This window comes from Rheinheimera sp., from assembly GCF_020217005.1.
Lineage (GTDB): Bacteria > Pseudomonadota > Gammaproteobacteria > Enterobacterales > Alteromonadaceae > Pararheinheimera.
In genome coordinates this window covers 1-19,625 of sequence record NZ_JAIWOI010000351.1, presented here as the reverse complement: position 1 = coordinate 19,625, position 19,625 = coordinate 1, and the positions used below count along the sequence as shown (strand labels likewise).

Annotated in this window: 18 protein-coding genes and 2 tRNA genes; 3 read left to right on the top strand and 17 right to left on the bottom strand. The window is 46.4% G+C overall.

Features of this window, described 5'->3' with window-relative positions:
• Positions 1-1,751, bottom strand: a 1,751-nt coding sequence (locus tag LDL40_RS17295; RefSeq protein ID WP_300996705.1) for a Mu transposase C-terminal domain-containing protein, incomplete at its 3' end; no start/stop codon positions are given.
• Positions 1,744-2,397 (bottom strand): TnsA endonuclease N-terminal domain-containing protein, encoded by a 654-nt coding sequence (locus LDL40_RS17290; protein ID WP_300996704.1) that lies wholly within the window; start codon positions 2,395-2,397, stop codon positions 1,744-1,746. The genes LDL40_RS17295 and LDL40_RS17290, both read right to left, overlap by 8 nt.
• A gap of 107 nt (positions 2,398-2,504) precedes the next feature.
• Here LDL40_RS17290 and LDL40_RS17285 point away from each other — a divergent pair, with 107 nt between their 5' ends.
• The 3 genes from LDL40_RS17285 (at position 2,505) to LDL40_RS17275 (ending at position 4,519) form a co-directional block, all read left to right on the top strand.
• On the top strand, positions 2,505-2,765 hold the full coding sequence (locus tag LDL40_RS17285) for a hypothetical protein (RefSeq protein ID WP_300996702.1): 261 nt from the start codon (positions 2,505-2,507) through the stop codon (positions 2,763-2,765).
• A gap of 109 nt (positions 2,766-2,874) precedes the next feature.
• Positions 2,875-3,900 carry a hypothetical protein gene (locus LDL40_RS17280; RefSeq protein WP_300996701.1) on the top strand — a complete coding sequence of 342 codons (1,026 nt, stop codon included), beginning with the start codon at positions 2,875-2,877 and terminating at the stop codon, positions 3,898-3,900.
• A 265-nt stretch (positions 3,901-4,165) separates the two neighbouring features.
• Positions 4,166-4,519, top strand: coding sequence for a PilZ domain-containing protein (locus LDL40_RS17275; protein ID WP_300996700.1), 354 nt, complete (start codon positions 4,166-4,168; stop codon positions 4,517-4,519).
• Here LDL40_RS17275 and LDL40_RS17270 read toward each other — a convergent pair.
• From LDL40_RS17270 to folP, 15 genes are all read right to left on the bottom strand, one after another.
• Positions 4,500-5,729, bottom strand: a complete 1,230-nt coding sequence (locus LDL40_RS17270) for a hypothetical protein (RefSeq protein ID WP_300996698.1) — start codon at positions 5,727-5,729, stop codon at positions 4,500-4,502. The two genes, LDL40_RS17275 and LDL40_RS17270, sit on opposite strands and share 20 nt — an antisense overlap.
• Positions 5,730-5,736: 7 nt before the next feature.
• Positions 5,737-6,654, bottom strand: a complete 918-nt coding sequence (gene nlpI / locus LDL40_RS17265) for a lipoprotein NlpI (RefSeq protein WP_300996697.1) — start codon at positions 6,652-6,654, stop codon at positions 5,737-5,739.
• The gene (pnp, locus tag LDL40_RS17260) at positions 6,635-8,767 is read right to left on the bottom strand and encodes a polyribonucleotide nucleotidyltransferase (protein WP_300996696.1); all 2,133 of its coding nucleotides are present in this window, start codon (positions 8,765-8,767) and stop codon (positions 6,635-6,637) included. Before pnp ends, nlpI begins: the two co-directional genes overlap by 20 nt.
• Positions 8,768-9,253: 486 nt before the next feature.
• Positions 9,254-9,523 (bottom strand): 30S ribosomal protein S15, encoded by a 270-nt coding sequence (gene rpsO, locus LDL40_RS17255; RefSeq protein ID WP_127688199.1) that lies wholly within the window; start codon positions 9,521-9,523, stop codon positions 9,254-9,256.
• Between the two features lie 100 nt (positions 9,524-9,623).
• Positions 9,624-10,565 carry a tRNA pseudouridine(55) synthase TruB gene (truB, locus tag LDL40_RS17250; protein WP_300996693.1) on the bottom strand — a complete coding sequence of 314 codons (942 nt, stop codon included), beginning with the start codon at positions 10,563-10,565 and terminating at the stop codon, positions 9,624-9,626.
• Positions 10,565-10,993 carry a 30S ribosome-binding factor RbfA gene (gene rbfA / locus LDL40_RS17245; protein ID WP_300996692.1) on the bottom strand — a complete coding sequence of 143 codons (429 nt, stop codon included), beginning with the start codon at positions 10,991-10,993 and terminating at the stop codon, positions 10,565-10,567. The genes truB and rbfA overlap by 1 nt, the downstream gene beginning before the upstream one ends.
• 88 nt (positions 10,994-11,081) lie before the next feature.
• Positions 11,082-13,760 carry a translation initiation factor IF-2 gene (infB, locus tag LDL40_RS17240; protein ID WP_300996690.1) on the bottom strand — a complete coding sequence of 893 codons (2,679 nt, stop codon included), beginning with the start codon at positions 13,758-13,760 and terminating at the stop codon, positions 11,082-11,084.
• Between the two features lie 26 nt (positions 13,761-13,786).
• Positions 13,787-15,283, bottom strand: coding sequence for a transcription termination factor NusA (gene nusA, locus LDL40_RS17235; protein ID WP_300996689.1), 1,497 nt, complete (start codon positions 15,281-15,283; stop codon positions 13,787-13,789).
• Positions 15,284-15,311: 28 nt separating this feature from the next.
• Positions 15,312-15,767: a ribosome maturation factor RimP gene (rimP, locus tag LDL40_RS17230; RefSeq protein ID WP_008900382.1), complete on the bottom strand. Its 456-nt coding sequence runs from the start codon at positions 15,765-15,767 to the stop codon at positions 15,312-15,314.
• A gap of 368 nt (positions 15,768-16,135) precedes the next feature.
• A tRNA-Met gene (locus LDL40_RS17225) sits at positions 16,136-16,212 on the bottom strand.
• Positions 16,213-16,282: 70 nt separating this feature from the next.
• Positions 16,283-16,367: transfer RNA gene (locus LDL40_RS17220), tRNA-Leu, on the bottom strand.
• 19 nt (positions 16,368-16,386) lie between these two features.
• A complete protein-coding gene (secG, locus tag LDL40_RS17215) occupies positions 16,387-16,725 on the bottom strand; it encodes a preprotein translocase subunit SecG (protein ID WP_300996687.1) in 339 nt (112 codons plus the stop codon).
• A complete protein-coding gene (gene tpiA / locus LDL40_RS17210) occupies positions 16,725-17,471 on the bottom strand; it encodes a triose-phosphate isomerase (RefSeq protein ID WP_300996686.1) in 747 nt (248 codons plus the stop codon). Before tpiA ends, secG begins: the two co-directional genes overlap by 1 nt.
• Positions 17,472-17,554: 83 nt before the next feature.
• Positions 17,555-18,889, bottom strand: coding sequence for a phosphoglucosamine mutase (glmM, locus tag LDL40_RS17205; protein ID WP_300996685.1), 1,335 nt, complete (start codon positions 18,887-18,889; stop codon positions 17,555-17,557).
• On the bottom strand, positions 18,882-19,625 hold a 744-nt coding region (gene folP, locus LDL40_RS17200), incomplete at its 5' end, for a dihydropteroate synthase (RefSeq protein ID WP_300996683.1). The genes folP and glmM, both read right to left, overlap by 8 nt.

Below are 19,625 nucleotides of genomic sequence, written 5' to 3'. Positions count from 1 at the left end.
GTTTTGCGGCGCTGATCCATACGCCGAACCGCTTTGCTGGTTTGTACGGCCTTACTTTCAATTTCCCGCATGCGCTCATAGGCATCAAAAATGGCGCGCTCGTCAATATCCTTTTTACCCGAATCCAACGCTCGCTTACGGGCCTCACGCAGCTCCCAAATGCTAATAGGCGGGTGAGCCATGTTTCGGTATGGAATAGGGTAATAAGTGGCTAACTCGGGGTCGTAGAACCAAATTTGGCTTAGATCCCGTGGGTCGCGCCGGAACATAAACTTGCGTTTACGCCGTGGCTCTTTTGGATCAGGAGCGTTAATCCATATCCGCAGCACATCACTGTAATAGTGAATTTCGTCAATCTGTACACCGTAATCCTGAATGGTTCTGAGCTCAAATGGCATCAGGTCCAGCCTGAGTTTAAAGTCGTCGACAATCTTTGCCGGCAGGCCTGAGCCTGGTTGTTCGTTGCTACCAAGAATGCCTTTATTCCAGGCCTGTTGTGGTGACATGCCTAAACTACTGTGTAATCGCTGGTGATATACATCGACAATATAAATGGTTAACCAGGCTTCAAACTCAGACAAAGTAAGTGCTGCCTTACCTTCTGAGTCGTATTCCCCTTTCTGCCTTGGGTTGGAAAAAGTGGTGCCTGGCAGTGTATGGATCTCGGTTGCAAAAGAACCTAATGCCCTTTCCACATGAGCTCCAAAATTTGGCCGCCCAACGGGACGCCATTCCAAATCAATACCGTATTCGTCGCAGCCCCGTTGCAACATGCTGCCCCGAAACTCTTTGGCATTATCCAAATGCACCTTGCTTGGTAATCCCCACACGGGCCACTGATTTTGCGTAGGGTAACGAGCCAGCCATTTATCTTTGGTCAATATAGCGTGAGTTAAACAAAGCCCTGTAGACAAGGCACTTGGCGGATCGAAGGAAACATAAAAGCCTTCCACCATTCGGCTATGTACATCAAACGCCAGAGTGATCCAGGGCCTGCCAATAGGCTGACGGTAGTGGTCATCCACCAGGATAATATCCAGCTTGGTATGGTCAATTTGCACAACAGCCAGAGGGTAATCTGCGCCAGGAAAACTCCCCTCATGCGGTTTGTAACTTAAATCAGCAGTCTTCCGGCCTAACCGGCTGGCAGCAACTAACTCGCCCTGCAGCTGCTTAATCCGGTTACGGATACTGTTGTCGTGTGGCACCGGCAAATTAAGCTTTAAACATTGCTTACGAACTTCATCACAAACTTTTTGTTTGCTCTTTTTCTGCCTGGTAAGGTATTCGCTTTGAATTGCCTCGCTAATAATTTGCTCAACCTGCGGGTTCAGTTTGGCGGCACCTTTATCACTGCGGGCTCTGGGTAACAAAGATGAAAGTAACCCGCTTTGCTCATAGCTACGTAACCAACCATAGATGGTATTAATGTGTACGCTATGCATAGCAGCCGATGTAGCAACATCACCCCGAGTGCGGTTCGGCATCCCCAGCAAAGGTTTAATAACTTCGTGGCGTTTCTTGGCCACAGCCCAAGCTTTGTCGTCAATGGATTGCAGATCAGTATGAGTTAGTTCAGTCGATGGTGTGGCTGGTTGTAAATCTTCGATATTGGCAATAACAACAGCCTGATTATCATCATCCAGCAGTTCAATACGATCAAAGGAATCTATGCGGCGAATACGATGCGTTTTACCCTGATAGGACACAAGTTTGCCTGGCTCTAATTCAACCAGAGCCACCTTAGCCATTATTCAAACTCCGGATAACGCTTGTCATTGTCAGCTTCTGAGTCAAATCCATTCCCACCTGATGTGTCCCTACCAGATACCATAACACTGGAATATATTCAGCCTGAATCATGGGGTTGGCGTCAATTGAATTCAGCAGGCTTTGCACTGTTGTGCTTGGCTGCAGCGCCAATTTATCCAATAGGACAGGGATTTGTTCTGCTTCAGAGGTGACTCGGCGGGTAAATGGCAGCAGAAATTTAGCATTATCAAGCAACGTGGTACGAACCCGCCGCTCAGTGATCAGCTTAAAACGCCAGCCACGCTCTTTGGCATACCGGTACGCAGCCTGAAACTTAGGTTTAAACTGCGTCCAGTTTTCCCGAAGCTCATCACGGTATTTCACTTCGCACAGCAAAGGCTTGGTACTAGCCTGATGGTAATACACCAATACATCCGGCGTATAAGTATGGTTTTTCCCTTCAGCATCCACCCATTTGATCTTCACTGGCTGCACTTCAAAGCTTTCCACCTCAGCAGAAAACTGCAGCAACGTCAGCCAATCCCGCTCCAGGGTAGACTCAAACATAGCCTTACCTTCTGACTTCGAGTTAGCTGCAACGCCAGTCACGTTGCGGTAGTTTTTAGGGATGTTGCGGATTGGCATGTTCTACCAGCGTACCTCCGAATGAAAATACAAAAAGCTTTACAATTGTCCCAAAAGGAAAGAATATCAAATTCCTATTAACGATACAGAACGATGGAAACAGTCTAATGAAAGAAGAAGGATTATTAAATAAGGCTCTTCAAAAAGTAATTGATGGGACTCAAGAGGCAAGGTGGCTGCTAAATCAAGCGGGATTTAATTTTGAAGATAACACCCCAGCTACCTCAACTCAGAAAGCCTGCATTAGTTTTGCTATCGTTGTATTAAGTAAAGATGGTTCGGTACGCAACGCAGAACATCTGATATCTAGAGCCTTAGTAGCAGAAAGCATTGGCGAACTTAAAGCTATAGTCAATGAAATTCATTGACTTCACATAGCAATAGAGCATGCTAAAACCTGAATTTATCAGGCCACCTCCAAGAATTTCATTGTTAAAGCGACAAAGCGAGCTCTGACGTAAGATAAAGATTTTTTATATGCCCACAATTCAATCATCACAGATTCCCAAACCAAAGAGTTGGGACGAGTTTGAGACAATAGTCCGCGATGCCATGTCGCAACGCTGGAAAAGCAGTACATTGGCTAAAAATGGACGTGCAGGACAAAAGCAAAACGGCGTTGATATATATGGAAATGATGATCTCGGCCGCCCTGTTGGAATCCAGTGCAAATGTACAAAAAGCGAGATAAATTATGACATTATTGAGCAAGAAGTCCTTAAGGCTGAGAAATTCAAGGGGCGATTAGTAACTCTTTTTATAGCGACTACCGCCGAGCATGACGCAAAACTGCAAGAGAATATCCGAGCTTATTCAGAATCACGAGTAATGAAGGGAGGCTTTGCTGTCGGTATTCTTTATTGGGATGAAATCATTGCAGGGCTGGTTTTAAACCCTGAGGTTTTTAAAGCTCATTACCCTCAATATGGAAACTTCAATACCACCCCAAAAAATAGGAAAGAGCGTAAAATCGCAGCATTAGAGCTAAGCTTTTATGGCGCACAGTTGTGGAGTCATATCAATCTAGTGCATGGTGAAGTTGGGGATTTAGCACAAGAGGATCCGGATCAAATCCTAATCATACTTCGCATTATTCAACGAAGAGCGCATCAATTATTACCTAAAGAAGATGCAGAACCAATAATTCTAATGGCTAAACAGTTAAGTGATTTCCTGCCAAAAGCGGCGAATGACCTAGACTGGAAAGAGATAAGGTTAATTTCAAATAGAATATCTAAAAGAATAGTCAACTCAGAATCGTGCATGCCATTTAAAGAAGGAACTTTCATTCGCTTAGGTGCTGAATTATGTCATAAATATTTCAGAGTTGATGACTTATCTGAAACTCAAAAAAGACACATCAAAAAAATGACCGTGAGTATTTTGGGTGAGAAATGCAAAAAAAAGGTTGATATTTTTTGCATCAAAAACAAGAAAATCAATGATTATAGCTGGCCCTTAAAAATGTATAGATTCATAAGCAACTATGTAAGATTTGGCTAAAACTCTCCTGCAAGTGACTCAATAGACCAATCTAAATTGGTTACGAGTACAATTTAGTAATATAAATTACTCGTTACCTAGCTCCTCAGTAGCGATTAGCAGTGTAGAATAACGCCAGGAAGGCTGAATCTAGTACAAACTAGCGTTGTGATTCACAGAAGTCAGCTAGTATAACCCATTGTGCAAGCAGTTAAATTTAACTGCTTGCACTGTCTTTTCATGCCGGAAACAACTATGCTCAATGTAACGAACTGAAGGATTTGGTATGGACAACAGACGTTTTAGCCGGGTGTTATTTTCGGGTCCGGTTCAACTCAAAAATGCTGACGCTGTATATACTGGCCAATTGCAGGATTTGTCACTCAAAGGCGCTTTGTTGCAATTGGATGTGGCCTCTGAATTAGCTGCCGGCCAACACTTTCAGTTACAGTTCCAATTAAATGAATCAGGCGTCGATTTGTTTATGGACGTCACAGTCGCTCATTTGAACGGTTCTTCTGTTGGTGTGCACTGCACTGCTATAGATATTGATTCTGCCAGTCATCTACGCCGTTTGCTGGAGTTGAATTTAGGTGACGCTGACTTATTAAGCCGCGAACTTACGGAGCTGTCGGAATAGCCTCCGCTTGCTGCAACGCCTGTTTAGCGTCGGGATAGCCCTGATTAGCCGCCAGTTGCATCAGTATCCGCCAGCTCTGCCAGTCTTGTTGTTGCCTGGCTAAATAAGCATAAAAATACTGTACTGGCATAATCTGTTCAGGTTGTGCCAATACTTGTTGCATCAGAGCAAAATACAAGCCAGGAACTTCAGCTTCATGTGATCGCATAAAGCTCATGGTTTTTACCGGAGCATAAGCCTGCTTTCCAGCGTTAATGCAACTATCTACCGGATGTAACTCAATGTCTTGCTGTTCCAGCCGCCAATGTTTCAGGTATAAGTCCAGTTGTGTTTTGTCTGTCAACAAATTAGGCCGGATTACATCACTGCTGCATTCAGCTTCCGCCACCGGCGTCGCCAAACTATATTCATCGATAAAGCCCAATATGTGAGCGAACTCGTGCCTGAATACCTGATACGAACTACTTTCAGCGAGCTGCACTATGCCATTGTTGTAATTAGCCTTCCCCTCGCCTGCAACCAGCAACAACTGATTAAAACCACCTTGAGCGACTTGTGGCATTAACACCTGATACTGACATTGAATACGCTGCCCAGGTTGGTAACTGCACTGCAAGTCGGTGCTGTTGACGCGTTTCTCAGGTAAAAAGCAGACAGCTAATGAAGAAAACTGCGGGTCCTGTCGCCACTGTTGCAGTAACAGCTTCAAGCGACTGCTTCCAGCTCTGGATTGAACTACAGGTTGCAAAGTAAGGCTACAAGAGGTGTTTGAGTGTATTGGAGATTGAACGCTGTTGTGCAGATACTGCCAAAGGCCAAAATCAGCAGCTAAATCGGCCTCTGCCGCGTTTAAGCTCTGCTGTTGCTGTAGGTGTTGCTCAAGATAACTGGCGGCCGCTAAAAAGCCATCCCGCTTCTGTTTCAGAGAAATTAAAGCAGTAAGCTCATTGGTGAAACCGGCATCTACAGCTTTTTGATACCAGTTCAGGGCAGCTTGCAAGTCACCTTGCTGTTCGCGCTTTTTCGCAAGTATCAGTGCAGCAGCCCCATTGCCGTGCTGCGCTTCATCCATTAATCGCTGTTCAGGCCACTGCTCAAGCGCAGGTTCACAGCCAGACAAACAGATGAATAACCAAAATATCAGCACTAGTTTTGAATAAGAAAGTGGATAAAAAAAAGCCAGAGAACCGGCTTTTTTCTTTTGTCGCATCAGTCTGTTAGTTGACAGGAGCTGCGCTTGCATCTAAACCACGCAACCTGTTCATCTCTATCCGGGCGTAACGATGTTCAACAAACTCATATACATTGGTCGCTAGTACTTTTTTATAGTAATCCAGCGCTTTGGTTGGGTTTTGTTGTTCATGCCATTTAGCCAGATAAAAATAAACTTCGCATAAACGTTCAGCCAATTGTTGTGGATCAGAGTTCACATGAGCTGCAGTGTCCAGTAACTCTTGCTCCGAGATTTTTCCCAGATAAAAAGCAACTATTGAGCTTGCCCAATGTTTTTGATCCAACTTCGCCTGATTAAGGGCTAACCGGGCCTGAGCTTCAGGCACAGATAACTTAGCGTCGGCAAAATACAGCCACAAAGAACGGTAAGGATCTTCAGGTTTTGCCAGATAAAACTGCTCAAAATCACCAATAGCAAGATCAATTTTACTGTCATACAGCAGAGCTATACCCCGGTTTAAATAGGCATAATCGTAATCAGGTGCCAGCTCTAAAGCGGCATCAAAGGACTCATAGGCTTCGGTGTAATTACCTACTAAGGTGTGGTGAATGCCAATAAAGTTATAAGCATCCGCCATATCAGGCTGTAAACGTAAAGCGCGTAGAAAATCAAACCGAGCGAGTGAACGTAAACCAACACTGTCGTACATCACGCCACGGTCATAAAACAACCTGGCACGCTGTTCGTCTGTAGTTTCGGCTTTAGTTAATAACTCAGAGATTCTGGCGATAGCAATTTCGGTACGATAAGAAGCCTGAAGTGGTTCCGGCTCTAATGGGTGCTCCACAAGAGCTGCAACTTCTGTGGAGGGTTTCTGGGCGCATGCGCCCAGAGCCAGCAGTGCTGCAAGCAGCACTGCTTTTTTGGTCAGGTCGCAAACCTTACTGAGCTTCAACAGCATCGGCAGACTCAACAGCTGCAGGTTTGTCCTGAGCTTCTTTGATGCTTAAACGCACACGACCTTGCTTGTCTACTTCCATGACTTTCACAGCCACTTTCTGACCTATAGCTAAGTGATCAGCCACATTGCTCACGCGCTCATCAGAGATTTGTGAAATGTGAACTAAACCGTCTTTACCTGGCAGAACGTTAACAAAAGCACCGAAGTCAACAATACGCACAACTTCACCCTGATACACTGCGCCTACTTCAATTTCAGCTGTGATAGCTTCGATTTTGTTGATAGCAATGTTGGCTGCTTGTGAGTTAGTCGCAGCAATTTTCACTGTACCGTCATCTTCGATTTCAATGGTAGTACCAGATTCTTCAGTGATTTGACGAATGACAGCACCACCTTTACCAATCACGTCACGGATTTTTTCCGGGTTGATTTTTAAAGTGTAAATACGCGGAGCATGCTCAGACAGCTCTTCACGGTGCGTGCTGATTGCCTGGTCCATCACATTCAGAATATGAATACGGGCCGCTTTAGCTTGTTTCAGCGCGATCTGCATGATCTCTTTCGTGATACCTTCGATTTTGATATCCATCTGCAGCGCAGTGATACCTTCAGTAGTACCAGCCACTTTAAAGTCCATGTCACCTAAGTGATCTTCATCACCTAAAATGTCAGACAGAACAACGAAATCATCGCCTTCTTTCACCAGACCCATAGCGATACCAGCTACAGAAGCTTTGATTGGTACACCAGCATCCATCAGCGCTAATGAAGAACCACACACAGAAGCCATAGAGCTTGAACCGTTTGATTCAGTGATTTCAGATACCATACGTACTGTGTACGGGAAGTCGTTGAAATCTGGCATTACCGCTGCTACACCACGTTTAGCTAAACGGCCATGGCCGATTTCGCGACGTTTTGGTGAACCGACCATACCAGTCTCGCCTACAGAGAATGGAGGGAAGTTGTAGTGGAACAGGAAGTGGTCGGTTTTTTCGCTCAGTAAGTCATCTACTGTTTGCGCGTCACGGGCAGTACCTAAAGTACAGGTTACTAAGGCCTGAGTTTCACCACGAGTGAACAAGGCTGAACCGTGTGTACGAGGTAATAAACCAGTCATTACGCTTAAAGCACGAACCATTTCGTTGTCACGACCGTCGATACGTGGCTCGCCTTTGATAATGCGGCTACGTACAATTTTACTTTCCAGGTTGTGGAAAATTTCGTTGGCTTCAGTTTCGTCAAAGCTCTCGCCTTCAGCTAACTCAGCTTTGATTTGAGCAAAAACTTCAGCTTTGATAGCGCCAATAGCTTCGTAACGTTTGGCTTTTTCAGTGATGCGGTATGCTTCGCCAACTGGTGTTGTAGCCAGAGCTGCAATTTTGCTGCTCAGCGTTTCGTTTTTCGCAGGAGCTACCCAGTTCCAGGCCGGTTTTGCGGCAACAGCTGCAAATTCATTGATGGCGTTGATCACTGTTTGCATCTGGTCATGACCAAATACCACAGCACCTAACATCACTTCTTCTGATAACACGCCAGCTTCAGATTCAACCATCAATACTGCGTTGGCAGTACCAGCTACAACCAAGTCTAACTTGCTGTCTTTTAATTCTGCTTCAGACGGGTTTAACACATACTGGCTATTTACATAACCAACACGAGCCGCACCTAATGGACCACTGAACGGGATACCAGAGATAGCCAGAGCAGCAGAAGTACCAATGATAGAGATGATGTCCGGTTGAATTTCAGGTTGTACAGAAACTACAGTGGCAATCACCTGAACTTCGTTGGTGAAGCCTTCAGGAAACAATGGACGGATTGGACGGTCAATTAAACGTGAAATTAACGTCTCGCCTTCTGACGGACGGCCTTCACGCTTGAAGAAACCACCAGGGATGCGGCCAGCCGCATAAGTTTTTTCCTGGTAGTTTACAGTCAGAGGGAAAAAATCCTGACCAGGTTTAGGTTGTTTTTTACCTACCACTGTGACTAACACAGAGGTATCACCCATGCTGGCCAATACAGCCGCGTCAGCTTGACGGGCGATAACGCCGGTTTCCAGAGTAATAGTGTGTTGGCCAAACTGGAATGATTTTACGATGGGGTTCACTGATTATTTCCTTTCTATTTTTCGCGTTTTTTCGCGGAGTCTTTTGGTCTGTTTTTCGCGGCACAGTATAGCCTGTTACAGGGCTTAAAAGATAGCTGGCGCTAGAGTCGCAGGGTATAAAATTTAAGCATGCCCGGGCGGTAAGAACATCATGAAGGTATTAAGTTGCATTGATAAGAATTTTTAACCTGCAAAATACACAAAATCGCCTGGAGCGATTTTGAACATTGGAACGAAGCGACAACGGCCCAAAGGGCATTTTGCAGGACAGCAAAATGTAAAAAATCGCCTGGAGCGATTTTGAACATTGGAGCGAAGCGACGATGGCCCGGCAGGGTGAGCGCCATGGATGGAGGCGAATACAAAATCGCCTGGAGCGATTTTGAACATCGGAGCGAAGCGACAATGGCCCAAAGGGCATTTTGCAGGATTGCAAAATGTAAAAAAGCCAGTCTAGGACTGGCTTTTTCAGGCATAAGCTGCGAATTAACGACGCAGACCTAAACGCTCGATCAGAGTAGCGTAACGCTGAGCGTCTTTGCCTTTTAAGTAATCTAATAACTTACGACGTTGGCTAACCATACGTAACAGACCACGACGAGAGTGGTGATCGTGTTTGTGATCAGCAAAGTGCGGTTGTAACTTAGCAATAGTTGCAGTTAATAATGCAACTTGTACTTCTGGTGAACCGGTATCGCCTTGTTTAACAGCGTAATCTGCTAAGATTTGCGCTTTTTCAGCTGTAGTTAGTGACATAGAGCCTCCAATAGAGAGATATGTTGTGCCGGCCACTAATCCAGCAACAACGAAAATGAGCGCGCATTCTATGCGCTTTCTTAAAGTCTTACAAGCAAAATTATAATGCTGGAGCTTGCCACACACTGGTATTGAGTAAACGTCGAACCGACAGTACACCAGAGTCTAACGAAGCCACACCAATAAACTGCTGTGAAGGGCTATAAAGTTTAATTGCATCAGCCGCTTCAGCGCCTAAATCAGCAAGTTCAGATTCAGTTAACAGCACAGTCTGCCCGTGCACTAAGCGCTTTTGTTGTGCTTCATTCAGTTGTAGTTGTGGTAAGCCAGTCAAAGCCAGATCCATAGGCAACAATAAAGCATCTAAGCCTGCCCAGTCCTGCTTGTCATTAAAAGGCACCAACTCTTCCTGCGTCAGCATTTGAGCGGCATCAAAGGGACCAACATGGATACGGCGCAAGGCGCTGACATAAGCACCAGAGCCTAAAGCCTCACCTAAATCGTCTATTAAGGTGCGGATGTAAGTGCCTTTGCTGCAATGCACCAGAAAACGGCCATATTCGCCATCAAACTGCTGCAACTCAAACCGGAAGATGGTGATAGGACGAGCCTCTCGCGGTACTTCAATCCCTTGGCGGGCATATTTATACAGCGGCTGTCCCTGATACTTCAATGCGGAAAACATAGTCGGCACCTGCATGACAGGACCACAGAACTGCTGCATTTTCTGTTCGAGCATGGCTTGGTCAAAATTCACAGGCCTGCGACTAATAACTTCACCGGCTGCATCGCTGGTGTCGGTGCGTAAACCAAAATGAGCTGTTACCAAATAAGTTTTGTCTGTATCTAACAGGAACTGGCAAAACTTGGTGGCTTCACCAAAGCATATAGGCAATAAGCCACTGGCCAGCGGATCTAAAGCTCCGGTGTGACCAGCCTTTTCCGCCTGATACAACCAACGCACCCGCTGCAAAATACCATTGCTGGAAATTTCTAACGGCTTATCCAGTAACAAAATGCCGTGGACTGCACGACGCGCCATTACTCTTCCTCGTCCTGCGCCGCTTTAGGCTTACGGTCAGGTTCCTGACCCGCCTCAATACGGCGTTTGTCATCTTCGCGGCGTACCTGTTCGACCAGGTTGGCCATGCGAATGCCCTGATCCAACGACTGGTCAAAGTAAAAACGTATCGTAGGTACTATACGAGCCTGAATGCGTTTAGCGATTAGACTGCGGATATAACCACAGGCGTCGTTTAAAATATCCAGATTGGCTTTTACCTTTTCAGCTTCTAAGCCTAAAAAAGTCACATAAATTTTGGCGTGTGATAAGTCACGCGATACGTCTACGTCAGACACGGTGATCATGTTGTGCAAACGTGGGTCTTTGATTTCACGTTGTAAAATCACTGCGATTTCCTGCTGCATTTGCTGCGACAGACGGTCTACCCGGGTAAATTCTTTAGCCATAATTCTTTCCAACACATGTGAGCAGAAAGAAACAGGGGCCTAAGCCCCTGCCGATCTCTTCAACTTTAAATTTGCCAACTTAAAGTGCTTATAAAGTACGTTCAACCTGAACAACTTCAAACACTTCAATCTGGTCGCCTTCACGCACGTCGTTGTAGTTCTTCACGCCGATACCACACTCGAAGCCGTTGCGTACTTCGGATACGTCGTCTTTAACGCGGCGCAAGGACTCCAGTTCACCTTCGAAAATAACCACGTTGTCACGCAGTACACGAATTGGTGCATTACGTTTAATCACACCTTCGGTCACCATACAGCCAGCGATAGCGCCAAACTTCGGCGAACGGAACACTGCACGAACCTGAGCCAGACCAATGATCTGTTGTTTAAACTCAGGTGCTAACATACCTGTCATGGCGGCACGAACTTCGTCTAACAGTTCATAAATGATGCTGTAGTAACGTAAGTCCAGGTTCTCTTCTTCAATGATCTTACGGGCTGTACCTTCGGCACGCACGTTAAAGCCAATGATGATAGCCGATGATGCAGCTGCAAGCGTCGCGTCGGTTTCAGTAATACCACCCACACCACTACCGATGATTTTGATTTTCACTTCATCAGTCGACAGACGGCTCAGTGACTCGCTGATCGCTTCCACAGAACCCTGTACGTCCGCTTTCAGAACTATGTTCAGTTCAGCCACATCGCCTTCAGACATGTTGGCAAACATGTTTTCCAGCTTAGATTTTTGCTGACGAGCCAGTTTGACGTCACGGAATTTACCCTGACGGTACAAAGCAACTTCACGGGCTTTACGCTCGTCTTTTACTACTGTCACTTCATCACCAGCTTGTGGCACACCGGAAAGACCTAATATCTCTACCGGAATAGATGGGCCTGCCACTTTGATTTCTTTACCGTTTTCATCGCGCATCGCACGAACACGGCCGTATTCAAAACCACACAGTACGATTTCACCTTGTTGCAGGGTACCTTCCTGAACTAGGATGGATGCAACGGGACCACGACCTTTATCCAGACGTGACTCAATAACAACACCACGGGCCAGGCCTTTCTTCACTGCTTTTAATTCCAGCAGTTCAGCCTGGTTCAGTATAGCTTCCAGCAGGTCATCTATACCCATGCCTGTTTTTGCAGAGATAGGCACGAATTGAGTATCACCGCCCCACTCTTCAGAAATAACGCCGTACTGAGACAATTCGTTACGAACGCGATCCGGATCTGCATCCGGTTTGTCCATTTTGTTCACCGCAACAACCAATGGTACGCCAGCCGCTTTCGCGTGCTGAATCGCTTCTTTGGTTTGTGGCATCACGCCATCGTCTGCAGCCACAACAAGGACGACTATGTCTGTTGCCTTGGCACCACGGGCACGCATTGAAGTAAATGCCGCGTGACCTGGTGTATCCAGGAAGGTCACCATACCGCGTTCAGTTTCTACATGGTATGCACCGATGTGCTGAGTAATACCACCGGCTTCGCCAGCTGCTACTTTTGCTTTACGGATGTAATCCAGTGTCGAAGTTTTACCGTGGTCAACGTGACCCATAACGGTAACAACAGGAGCACGAGGCTCTAACTCGCCCTGACCTTCACGGTCTGACATCACCGCTTCTTCCAGCTCGTTTTCTTTAGTCAGAGTGAACTTGTGGCCCATCTCTTCACAAACGATAGCTGCAGTTTCCTGGTCAATAACCTGGTTGATGGTCGCCATAGCGCCCATCTTCATCATGACCTTGATCACTTCAGAAGCTTTCACCGCCATCTTAGACGCCAATTCAGCGACTGTGATGGTTTCACCAATCTTCACTTCACGTTCTACTGGCTGAGCTGGTTTGTTAAAACCATGCTGCATGCTAACTGGCGTTTTCTTTTTCTTGTGACGATTAGCGCGGTTAAAGGCGTCTTTATCATCCACATCATCTTTTTTCTTGGCTTTACCAGCTGGAGCCTTTTTCGTTGTACGACGGCCACCACGTTCCTCACGGGCATCAACTTCATCTTCTGCAGCTTTTGCATACACATTGCTGGTTAAGTGATAGTCGGCTTCTTCCGCAGGCTTGGTTTCTTCTTTAGCCCAACGTTCCGCATTTTCTTCTGCTAAACGGCGTGCAGCTTCAGCTTGTTGCTTGGCTTCAGCTTCCATCTTACGCAACAGTTCAGCTTCCTGTTGTGCTTTGATGCGCTCAGCTTCACGCTTCGCTTCTTCTTTCGCCGCACGACGAGCCGCTTCTTCCGGATCATCTTTCATCAACTGAGCGTGTTTTGCTTCGTCACGTTTTTTCTGTTCAGCAGCTTTACGATCCGCTTCTTCTTTGGCTTTACGATTCGCTTCTTCTTTCGCCTTTTGTTCCGCAGCTAAACGTTCTTGTTCACGTTTTGCCGCTTCTGCCGCTTGTTCTGCAGCAATGCGCTCTTCTTCGGCCAGCTTTGCAGCTTCTTCACCTGAAGGGCGTTTTACAAAAGTCTTTTGCTTACGCACTTCCACCTGAATCTCGCGGTTACGACCAGCGCCACCAGCCACACTCAGAGTAGTTTTTTCTTTACGTACCAGCGTCAGTTTAGACGGTTCAGCGGACTGACCGCCATGGGCACGGCTTAAGTGGTCCAGAAGAGTCTTTTTCTCTTCTTCATTGACCATTTGGCCAGCTTGTTTTGTTATGCCTGCATCCGCAAACTGTTGGATTATACGATCAACAGTCGTATTGACGTCACTGGCCAGTTTTTCTATGGTTACATCTGCCATGTCAGTTTTTACCTCCGTTGACCCACTTATTTGTCTTCACTGAACCAAACAATATTACGGGCAGCCATAATCAGCTCTGCCGCTTTTTCTTCAGTCATTTTTTCGATTTCAATCAAATCATCTACCCCTAGCTCTGCCAGATCATCAAGTGTGATGATGCCTTTGCTGGCCAACACATAAGCTGTGTGGGTACCAACACCTGGCAGATTAACTAATGCTTCACTAGGCGCTGAGCCTTCCAGTGATTCTTCGCTGGCCAGAGCACGTGTGGTTAATACGGCTTTAGCACGTTTACGTAACTCTTCTACTGTATCTTCGTCTAAACCATCAATAGACAATAATTCGCTAACAGGTACGTATGCTATCTCTTCCAAGGTAGAGAAACCTTCGTCAACCAGTACACCAGCGAAATCTTCATCCACTTCCAGCGCCGTCATAAACAGGTCCAGCACTTTGGCATTTTCTTCCTGGTGTTTGGCTTTCATCGCTGACACTGTCATGACGTTCAGTTCCCAACCTGTTAACTGGCTGGCCAAACGTACGTTTTGTCCGGCACGGCCAATAGCCATAGCCAGATTGCTGTCTTCTACAGCAATGTCCATAGAGTGTTTGTCTTCATCAACAATGATCGAAGCCACTTCTGCAGGCGACATAGCGTTAATAACAAACTGAGCCGGATTGTCATCAAACAGAACTATATCAACACGCTCACCTGTTAATTCGCTGGAAACCGCCTGAACACGAGAACCACGCATACCAACACAAGCGCCTACAGGGTCGATACGACGGTCATTAGTTTTCACCGCAATTTTAGCGCGTGAACCCGGATCGCGTGCTGCACCACGAATTTCAATCATCTCTTCGCCAATTTCAGGCACTTCGATGCGGAATAATTCGATCAGCATTTCAGGACGGGTACGGCTTAAGAAAAGCTGTGCGCCACGAGCTTCTGGTTTTACTTCAAATAACAAAGTACGGATACGGTCACCCGGACGGAAGGTCTCACGTGGCAACATTTCTTCTTTAGCCAACATAGCTTCAGCGTTGTTACCTAAGTCGACGATGATGCTGTCACGGTTTACTTTTTTCACCACGCCAGTAACTAATTCACCCACCTGATCGACATAAGCTTCCACCACTTGTGAACGTTCAGCTTCACGTACTTTTTGTACTATGACCTGTTTCGCCATTTGGGTAGTAATGCGGTCAAAAGTAATAGAGTCAATTTGCTCTTCAACATAATCACCCACTTTTAAGTGTGGCTCTTCGTATTGAGCGGCAGACAGCGTGATTTCACGATACGGATGTTCTTGTACCTGATCATCCGGGATCACCAACCAGCGACGGAATGTTTCATAGGCACCGGTTTTACGATCGATTGCTACCCGAACTTCGATGTCGCCTTCGTTTTTCTTTTTAGTGGCAGCCGCTAACGCGTACTCTAACGCCTGGAAAATTTTCTCGCGCGGTACTGACTTTTCGTTCGATACCGCGTCAACTACTAATAAAATTTCTTTAGCCATATTATTTTGCCTCGCTTTGACCCGTGTATCAGAACACTGGCACTACGTTCGCTTTATCTACGTTATCCATCAGCAAACGATAGAGTTTGCCATCCACTTCCACTACTAACATATCGTCTTCGATTTGTGTCAGCAGGCCTTTAAATTTGCGGCGTCCATCCTGCGGAATAGCCAATTTTACTTCAATGATCTGGCCAACAACTTTGGCGAAATGAGCAGGAGTAAAAAGTGGGCGGTCTAAACCAGGGGAGGACACTTCAAGGAAATATTCATTCGGGATAGGGTCTTCAACATCAAGTAACGCACTCACTTCCCGGCTTACAGTGGCGCAGTGATCCACAGTAATGCCATCCTGATGGTCAATATAAACCCGCAGAATAGAGTGACGTCCAGCACGAACGAACTCTATGCCGACCAGCTCAAAGCCTGCGGCTTCTACTGTTGGCGTCAACAGCTCAGTTAACTGCTGTTCTTGTTTAGTCAAAGAGACCTCCAGAAATAAAAAAAGGGCATATAGCCCAGAATAGTAGTAAAACCTTGTAGCCAGATATAAAAACGCCCCGAAATTTCGGGGCGACTTTAAAGCTGACTGGACTCTGATATCGCCAATCAAAGTCCTGAATTCTGTAGGTTTAACAGCAAGCTGTCGAACCCGGGCCACACATTTGCTTCTCCACGAAGCGACTTACATTTAACTGCCTTTACCACATATAAAGTTGTAACACTCTTTATCATCTAAAGGAAGTTGGTTGCGGGAGCCGGATTTGAACCGACTACCTTCGCCCGGAGTTATAAAGAGGAGCCCGAGGGCTAATTTTTTTACTCTTTATTTCCTTCGAACCTTGGCGAATTTGGTTGCGGGAGCCGGATTTGAACCGACGACCTTCGGGTTATGAGCCCGACGAGCTACCAGGCTGCTCCATCCCGCGTCCGTAAGCGACGCACATTATATAGTCCTGGTCTGACTATCGCAAGCCTTGCTTGCTGTGCTTTGTATATTGGTGCCGAGAGCGGGACTTGAACCCGCACGCCCGAAGGCACTACCACCTCAAGGTAGCGTGTATACCAATTTCACCATCTCGGCTTAAAAATCAGAGGTGCAATCAGTTTCCTACCGGAATATCTGACGCTGGCTTTTTCTCTTCCGCTGCATCGGCTGCTTTTGTCTCAACTGGCACAGACAAGTCCTGCCAATCGTCTACAGCTTTTACGCGGTCTGTGCTCAGATTCCCCAGCAACAGACTTAAAGCGAAAAACAAAGTAGCCAGTACAGTAGTCGTACGGGTTAAAAAATTACCTGAACCTGAAGAGCCAAAAATAGTGGCCGAACCGCCAGCACCAAAAGAGGCACCCATGTCTGCGCCTTTTCCGTGCTGGATCAGTACCAGAACGATCAAAGCCAGTGCGACTAACAGATACAATACAATAAACAATTCGTACATTATGAATCCTTTGCTATTGCGCAAATCGCAGAAAAATCTGCCACTTTCAAACTGGCGCCACCAATAAGGGCGCCATCTATGTCCGCCTCTGCAAACAGGGCTTCACAATTAGCAGCAGTAACACTGCCACCATATATAATTCTTAACGCTTCTACAGCCACTGCATCATACTGGGCCAAATGGCTGCGGATAAATTGATGCACTTGCTGAGCCTGTTGTGGAGTTGCAGTCTGACCTGTGCCTATAGCCCAAATCGGCTCGTAACTTACCACTGAATGCGCCAGTAAATGAGGCTGCGCAGCATACACCGCATCCAATTGCCGTGCAAGAACCTGCAAAGTTTTTTCTTCTTCACGCTGCTGTTGAGTTTCACCCACACACAAGATTGGTGTTAAACCTGCTTCAACAGCAACTTTTATTTTCTGGCTGATGACTGCATCTGACTCGCCGTACAAAGCGCGACGTTCAGAATGACCAATGATGACATGAGATGCACCAGCAGCACGTAGCATATCCGCAGAGATTTCACCGGTAAAGGCCCCTGCCAACTGTTCGCTCATATTCTGAGCGCCTAGCTTATAATTCAGATGTTTTGGAAAGTGAGGTAGAAAAATTACCGGTGGACAGATCAAAATATCTGGTAATGGCTGAGTTAACAGGGACAAGGCATCCGACATCTGCTGAACCAGATCTAAATCGCCATTCATTTTCCAGTTAGCAACTACTAACGGCTTAGGTTGTCTCATGTTATCGCCTCTGAATTAAAACGGGCGGGATAGTAACTAACCTCACCCGTTCAAACAAGACTTGACGACTAAATTAGCAAATTTTAGCTGGCGAGCTTAACCGCATCGGCTATTTTTTGCGCATATTGTTGTACTTCGTCTTGTATCCTTCCTTCTACCATTACACGGATTAATGGTTCAGTACCAGATTTTCTGATCAACACACGACCCTGACCGTTTAAATCCTGCTCAACTTGCTGTATCACTTTCTTGACGTGTAAGTTTTCTAAAGGTGCAGTACCTTTTTCAAATTTGACGTTCACCAGTACTTGCGGCATCTTGGTCATGCCCTGAGCAAGCTCAGCCAAAGACAATTGCGCTTCCAGCATAGCGGTTAACACCTGAATAGAGGCGATAATACCGTCACCGGTGCCTGCATGGTCCAGATTCAATACATGGCCTGAGTTTTCACCACCAATACGCCAGTTTTTCTGAGCTAACATCTCAACCACATAACGATCACCAACGTTAGAACGGGCGAAAGGAATACCTAATTCTGCCAACGCGAGCTCTAAGCCCATATTGCTCATCAGAGTCCCCACGACTCCACCCTGCAGTTTATTTAGCTTTTGTGCGTTGCGGGCAATGATGTAAACAATTTCATCACCATCAATGACACGGCCCGTATGGTCGACCATCATTACCCTGTCACCATCGCCGTCGTAAGCAATCCCCAGATCCGCTCCGGTTTCTATCACAGTTTTTTGCAACAGATCGGTATGGGTAGCGCCGCAGTGGTCGTTAATATTCAAGCCATTTGGACTAATGCCTATCGCCTGAACATCTGCACCTAACTCCCGGAATACATTAGGAGCTATGTGATAGGTCGCGCCATGCGCACAGTCCAGTACAACTTTTAAGCCACTCAAAGATAAATGATTTGGCATATGGCTTTTACAAAATTCGATATAACGGCCGGCTGCGTCGTCTATACGCATAGCTTTGCCTAAACGCTCTGACGATTCACAAACCATTGGCTGCTCCATGGCTTCTTCGATGGCAAGCTCGACTTCATCTGGCAACTTGGTACCGTCAGCAGAGAAGAATTTGATACCATTGTCGTAATAAGGGTTATGGGAGGCACTGATCACAATACCGGCCTCAGCACGGAAAGTACGGGTCAGGTAAGACACAGCTGGTGTTGGCATAGGCCCTAATAAACGCACATCTACTCCAGCTGCTACTAAGCCGGCTTCTAAAGCCGTTTCTAACAAATAACCTGAGATACGAGTGTCTTTGCCTATCAATACTTTTTTGGTACCACGCTGCGATAACACCCGACCAGCGGCCCAACCTAACTTCATGGCAAATTCTGGCGTGATTGGAAACTCACCTACTTTGCCACGCACACCATCAGTTCCAAAATACTTCCTAGCCATGCTCTACTCCAAATAAGGTGGCTGAAGCAACAGCCACTGCCTGCACAGTTTCTTTAACATCATGCGCCCGGATAATGCGGGCACCTTTTATGACAGCTATTGTGGCACAGGCTAAACTACCTGCCAAACGTTCCTCTGCCGGAACATTTAATAACTGGCCAATCATTGATTTTCGCGACATTCCTGCCAACACAGGGTAATTAAACGCGACTAAGTCTGAAAGCTGACTTAACAACTGATAGTTATGCTGCAGACTTTTGCCAAAACCAAAACCTGGGTCGAGCAAAATCTGACTTTGAGGTATACCAGCCGCTATACAGACTTTCGCTCGTTGCAGCAAAAAATCAGACACTTCTCTGACTACATCCTGATACGAAGGCGAATGCTGCATAGTTCTGGGCAGCCCTTGCATATGCATCAGGCATACGGGCACACCGGCAACAGCTGCAAACTCAACTGCACCGGGCTCAGATAATGCTTTGATGTCGTTGATGATATCAGCTCCCGCTGCAACAGCTTCTTTCATCACTTGTGGTTTACAGCTATCAATAGAAATCACACAATCCAGCTCTGAGCGAATGCTTTCAATGACAGGCAAGACTCTGTCAAGTTCTTGCTGCAGGGGGACTTCTTCAGCTCCTGGTCGGGTTGATTCGCCACCTATATCTAAAATAACAGCGCCTGCGGCAAGCATAGCCCTGGCTTCAGCCAAAGCGGCATTTTTGCCGACAAAGCG

Excerpts from the sequence above, each read along its gene's own strand:
- rbfA (WP_300996692.1), bottom strand. The coding sequence starts at position 10,993 with ATGGCTAAAGAATTTACCCGGGTAGACCGTCTGTCGCAGCAAATGCAG.
- tpiA (WP_300996686.1), bottom strand. The coding sequence starts at position 17,471 with ATGAGACAACCTAAGCCGTTAGTAGTTGCTAACTGGAAAATGAATGGC.
- glmM (WP_300996685.1), bottom strand. The coding sequence starts at position 18,889 with ATGGCTAGGAAGTATTTTGGAACTGATGGTGTGCGTGGCAAAGTAGGT.
- truB (WP_300996693.1), bottom strand. The coding sequence starts at position 10,565 with ATGGCGCGTCGTGCAGTCCACGGCATTTTGTTACTGGATAAGCCGTTA.
- rpsO (WP_127688199.1), bottom strand. The coding sequence starts at position 9,523 with ATGTCACTAACTACAGCTGAAAAAGCGCAAATCTTAGCAGATTACGCT.
- secG (WP_300996687.1), bottom strand. The coding sequence starts at position 16,725 with ATGTACGAATTGTTTATTGTATTGTATCTGTTAGTCGCACTGGCTTTG.
- LDL40_RS17290 (WP_300996704.1), bottom strand. The coding sequence starts at position 2,397 with ATGCCAATCCGCAACATCCCTAAAAACTACCGCAACGTGACTGGCGTT.
- nusA (WP_300996689.1), bottom strand. The coding sequence starts at position 15,283 with ATGGCTAAAGAAATTTTATTAGTAGTTGACGCGGTATCGAACGAAAAG.
- infB (WP_300996690.1), bottom strand. The coding sequence starts at position 13,760 with ATGGCAGATGTAACCATAGAAAAACTGGCCAGTGACGTCAATACGACT.
- LDL40_RS17285 (WP_300996702.1), top strand. The coding sequence starts at position 2,505 with ATGAAAGAAGAAGGATTATTAAATAAGGCTCTTCAAAAAGTAATTGAT.
- LDL40_RS17275 (WP_300996700.1), top strand. The coding sequence starts at position 4,166 with ATGGACAACAGACGTTTTAGCCGGGTGTTATTTTCGGGTCCGGTTCAA.
- nlpI (WP_300996697.1), bottom strand. The coding sequence starts at position 6,654 with ATGCTGTTGAAGCTCAGTAAGGTTTGCGACCTGACCAAAAAAGCAGTG.
- LDL40_RS17280 (WP_300996701.1), top strand. The coding sequence starts at position 2,875 with ATGCCCACAATTCAATCATCACAGATTCCCAAACCAAAGAGTTGGGAC.
- LDL40_RS17270 (WP_300996698.1), bottom strand. The coding sequence starts at position 5,729 with ATGCGACAAAAGAAAAAAGCCGGTTCTCTGGCTTTTTTTTATCCACTT.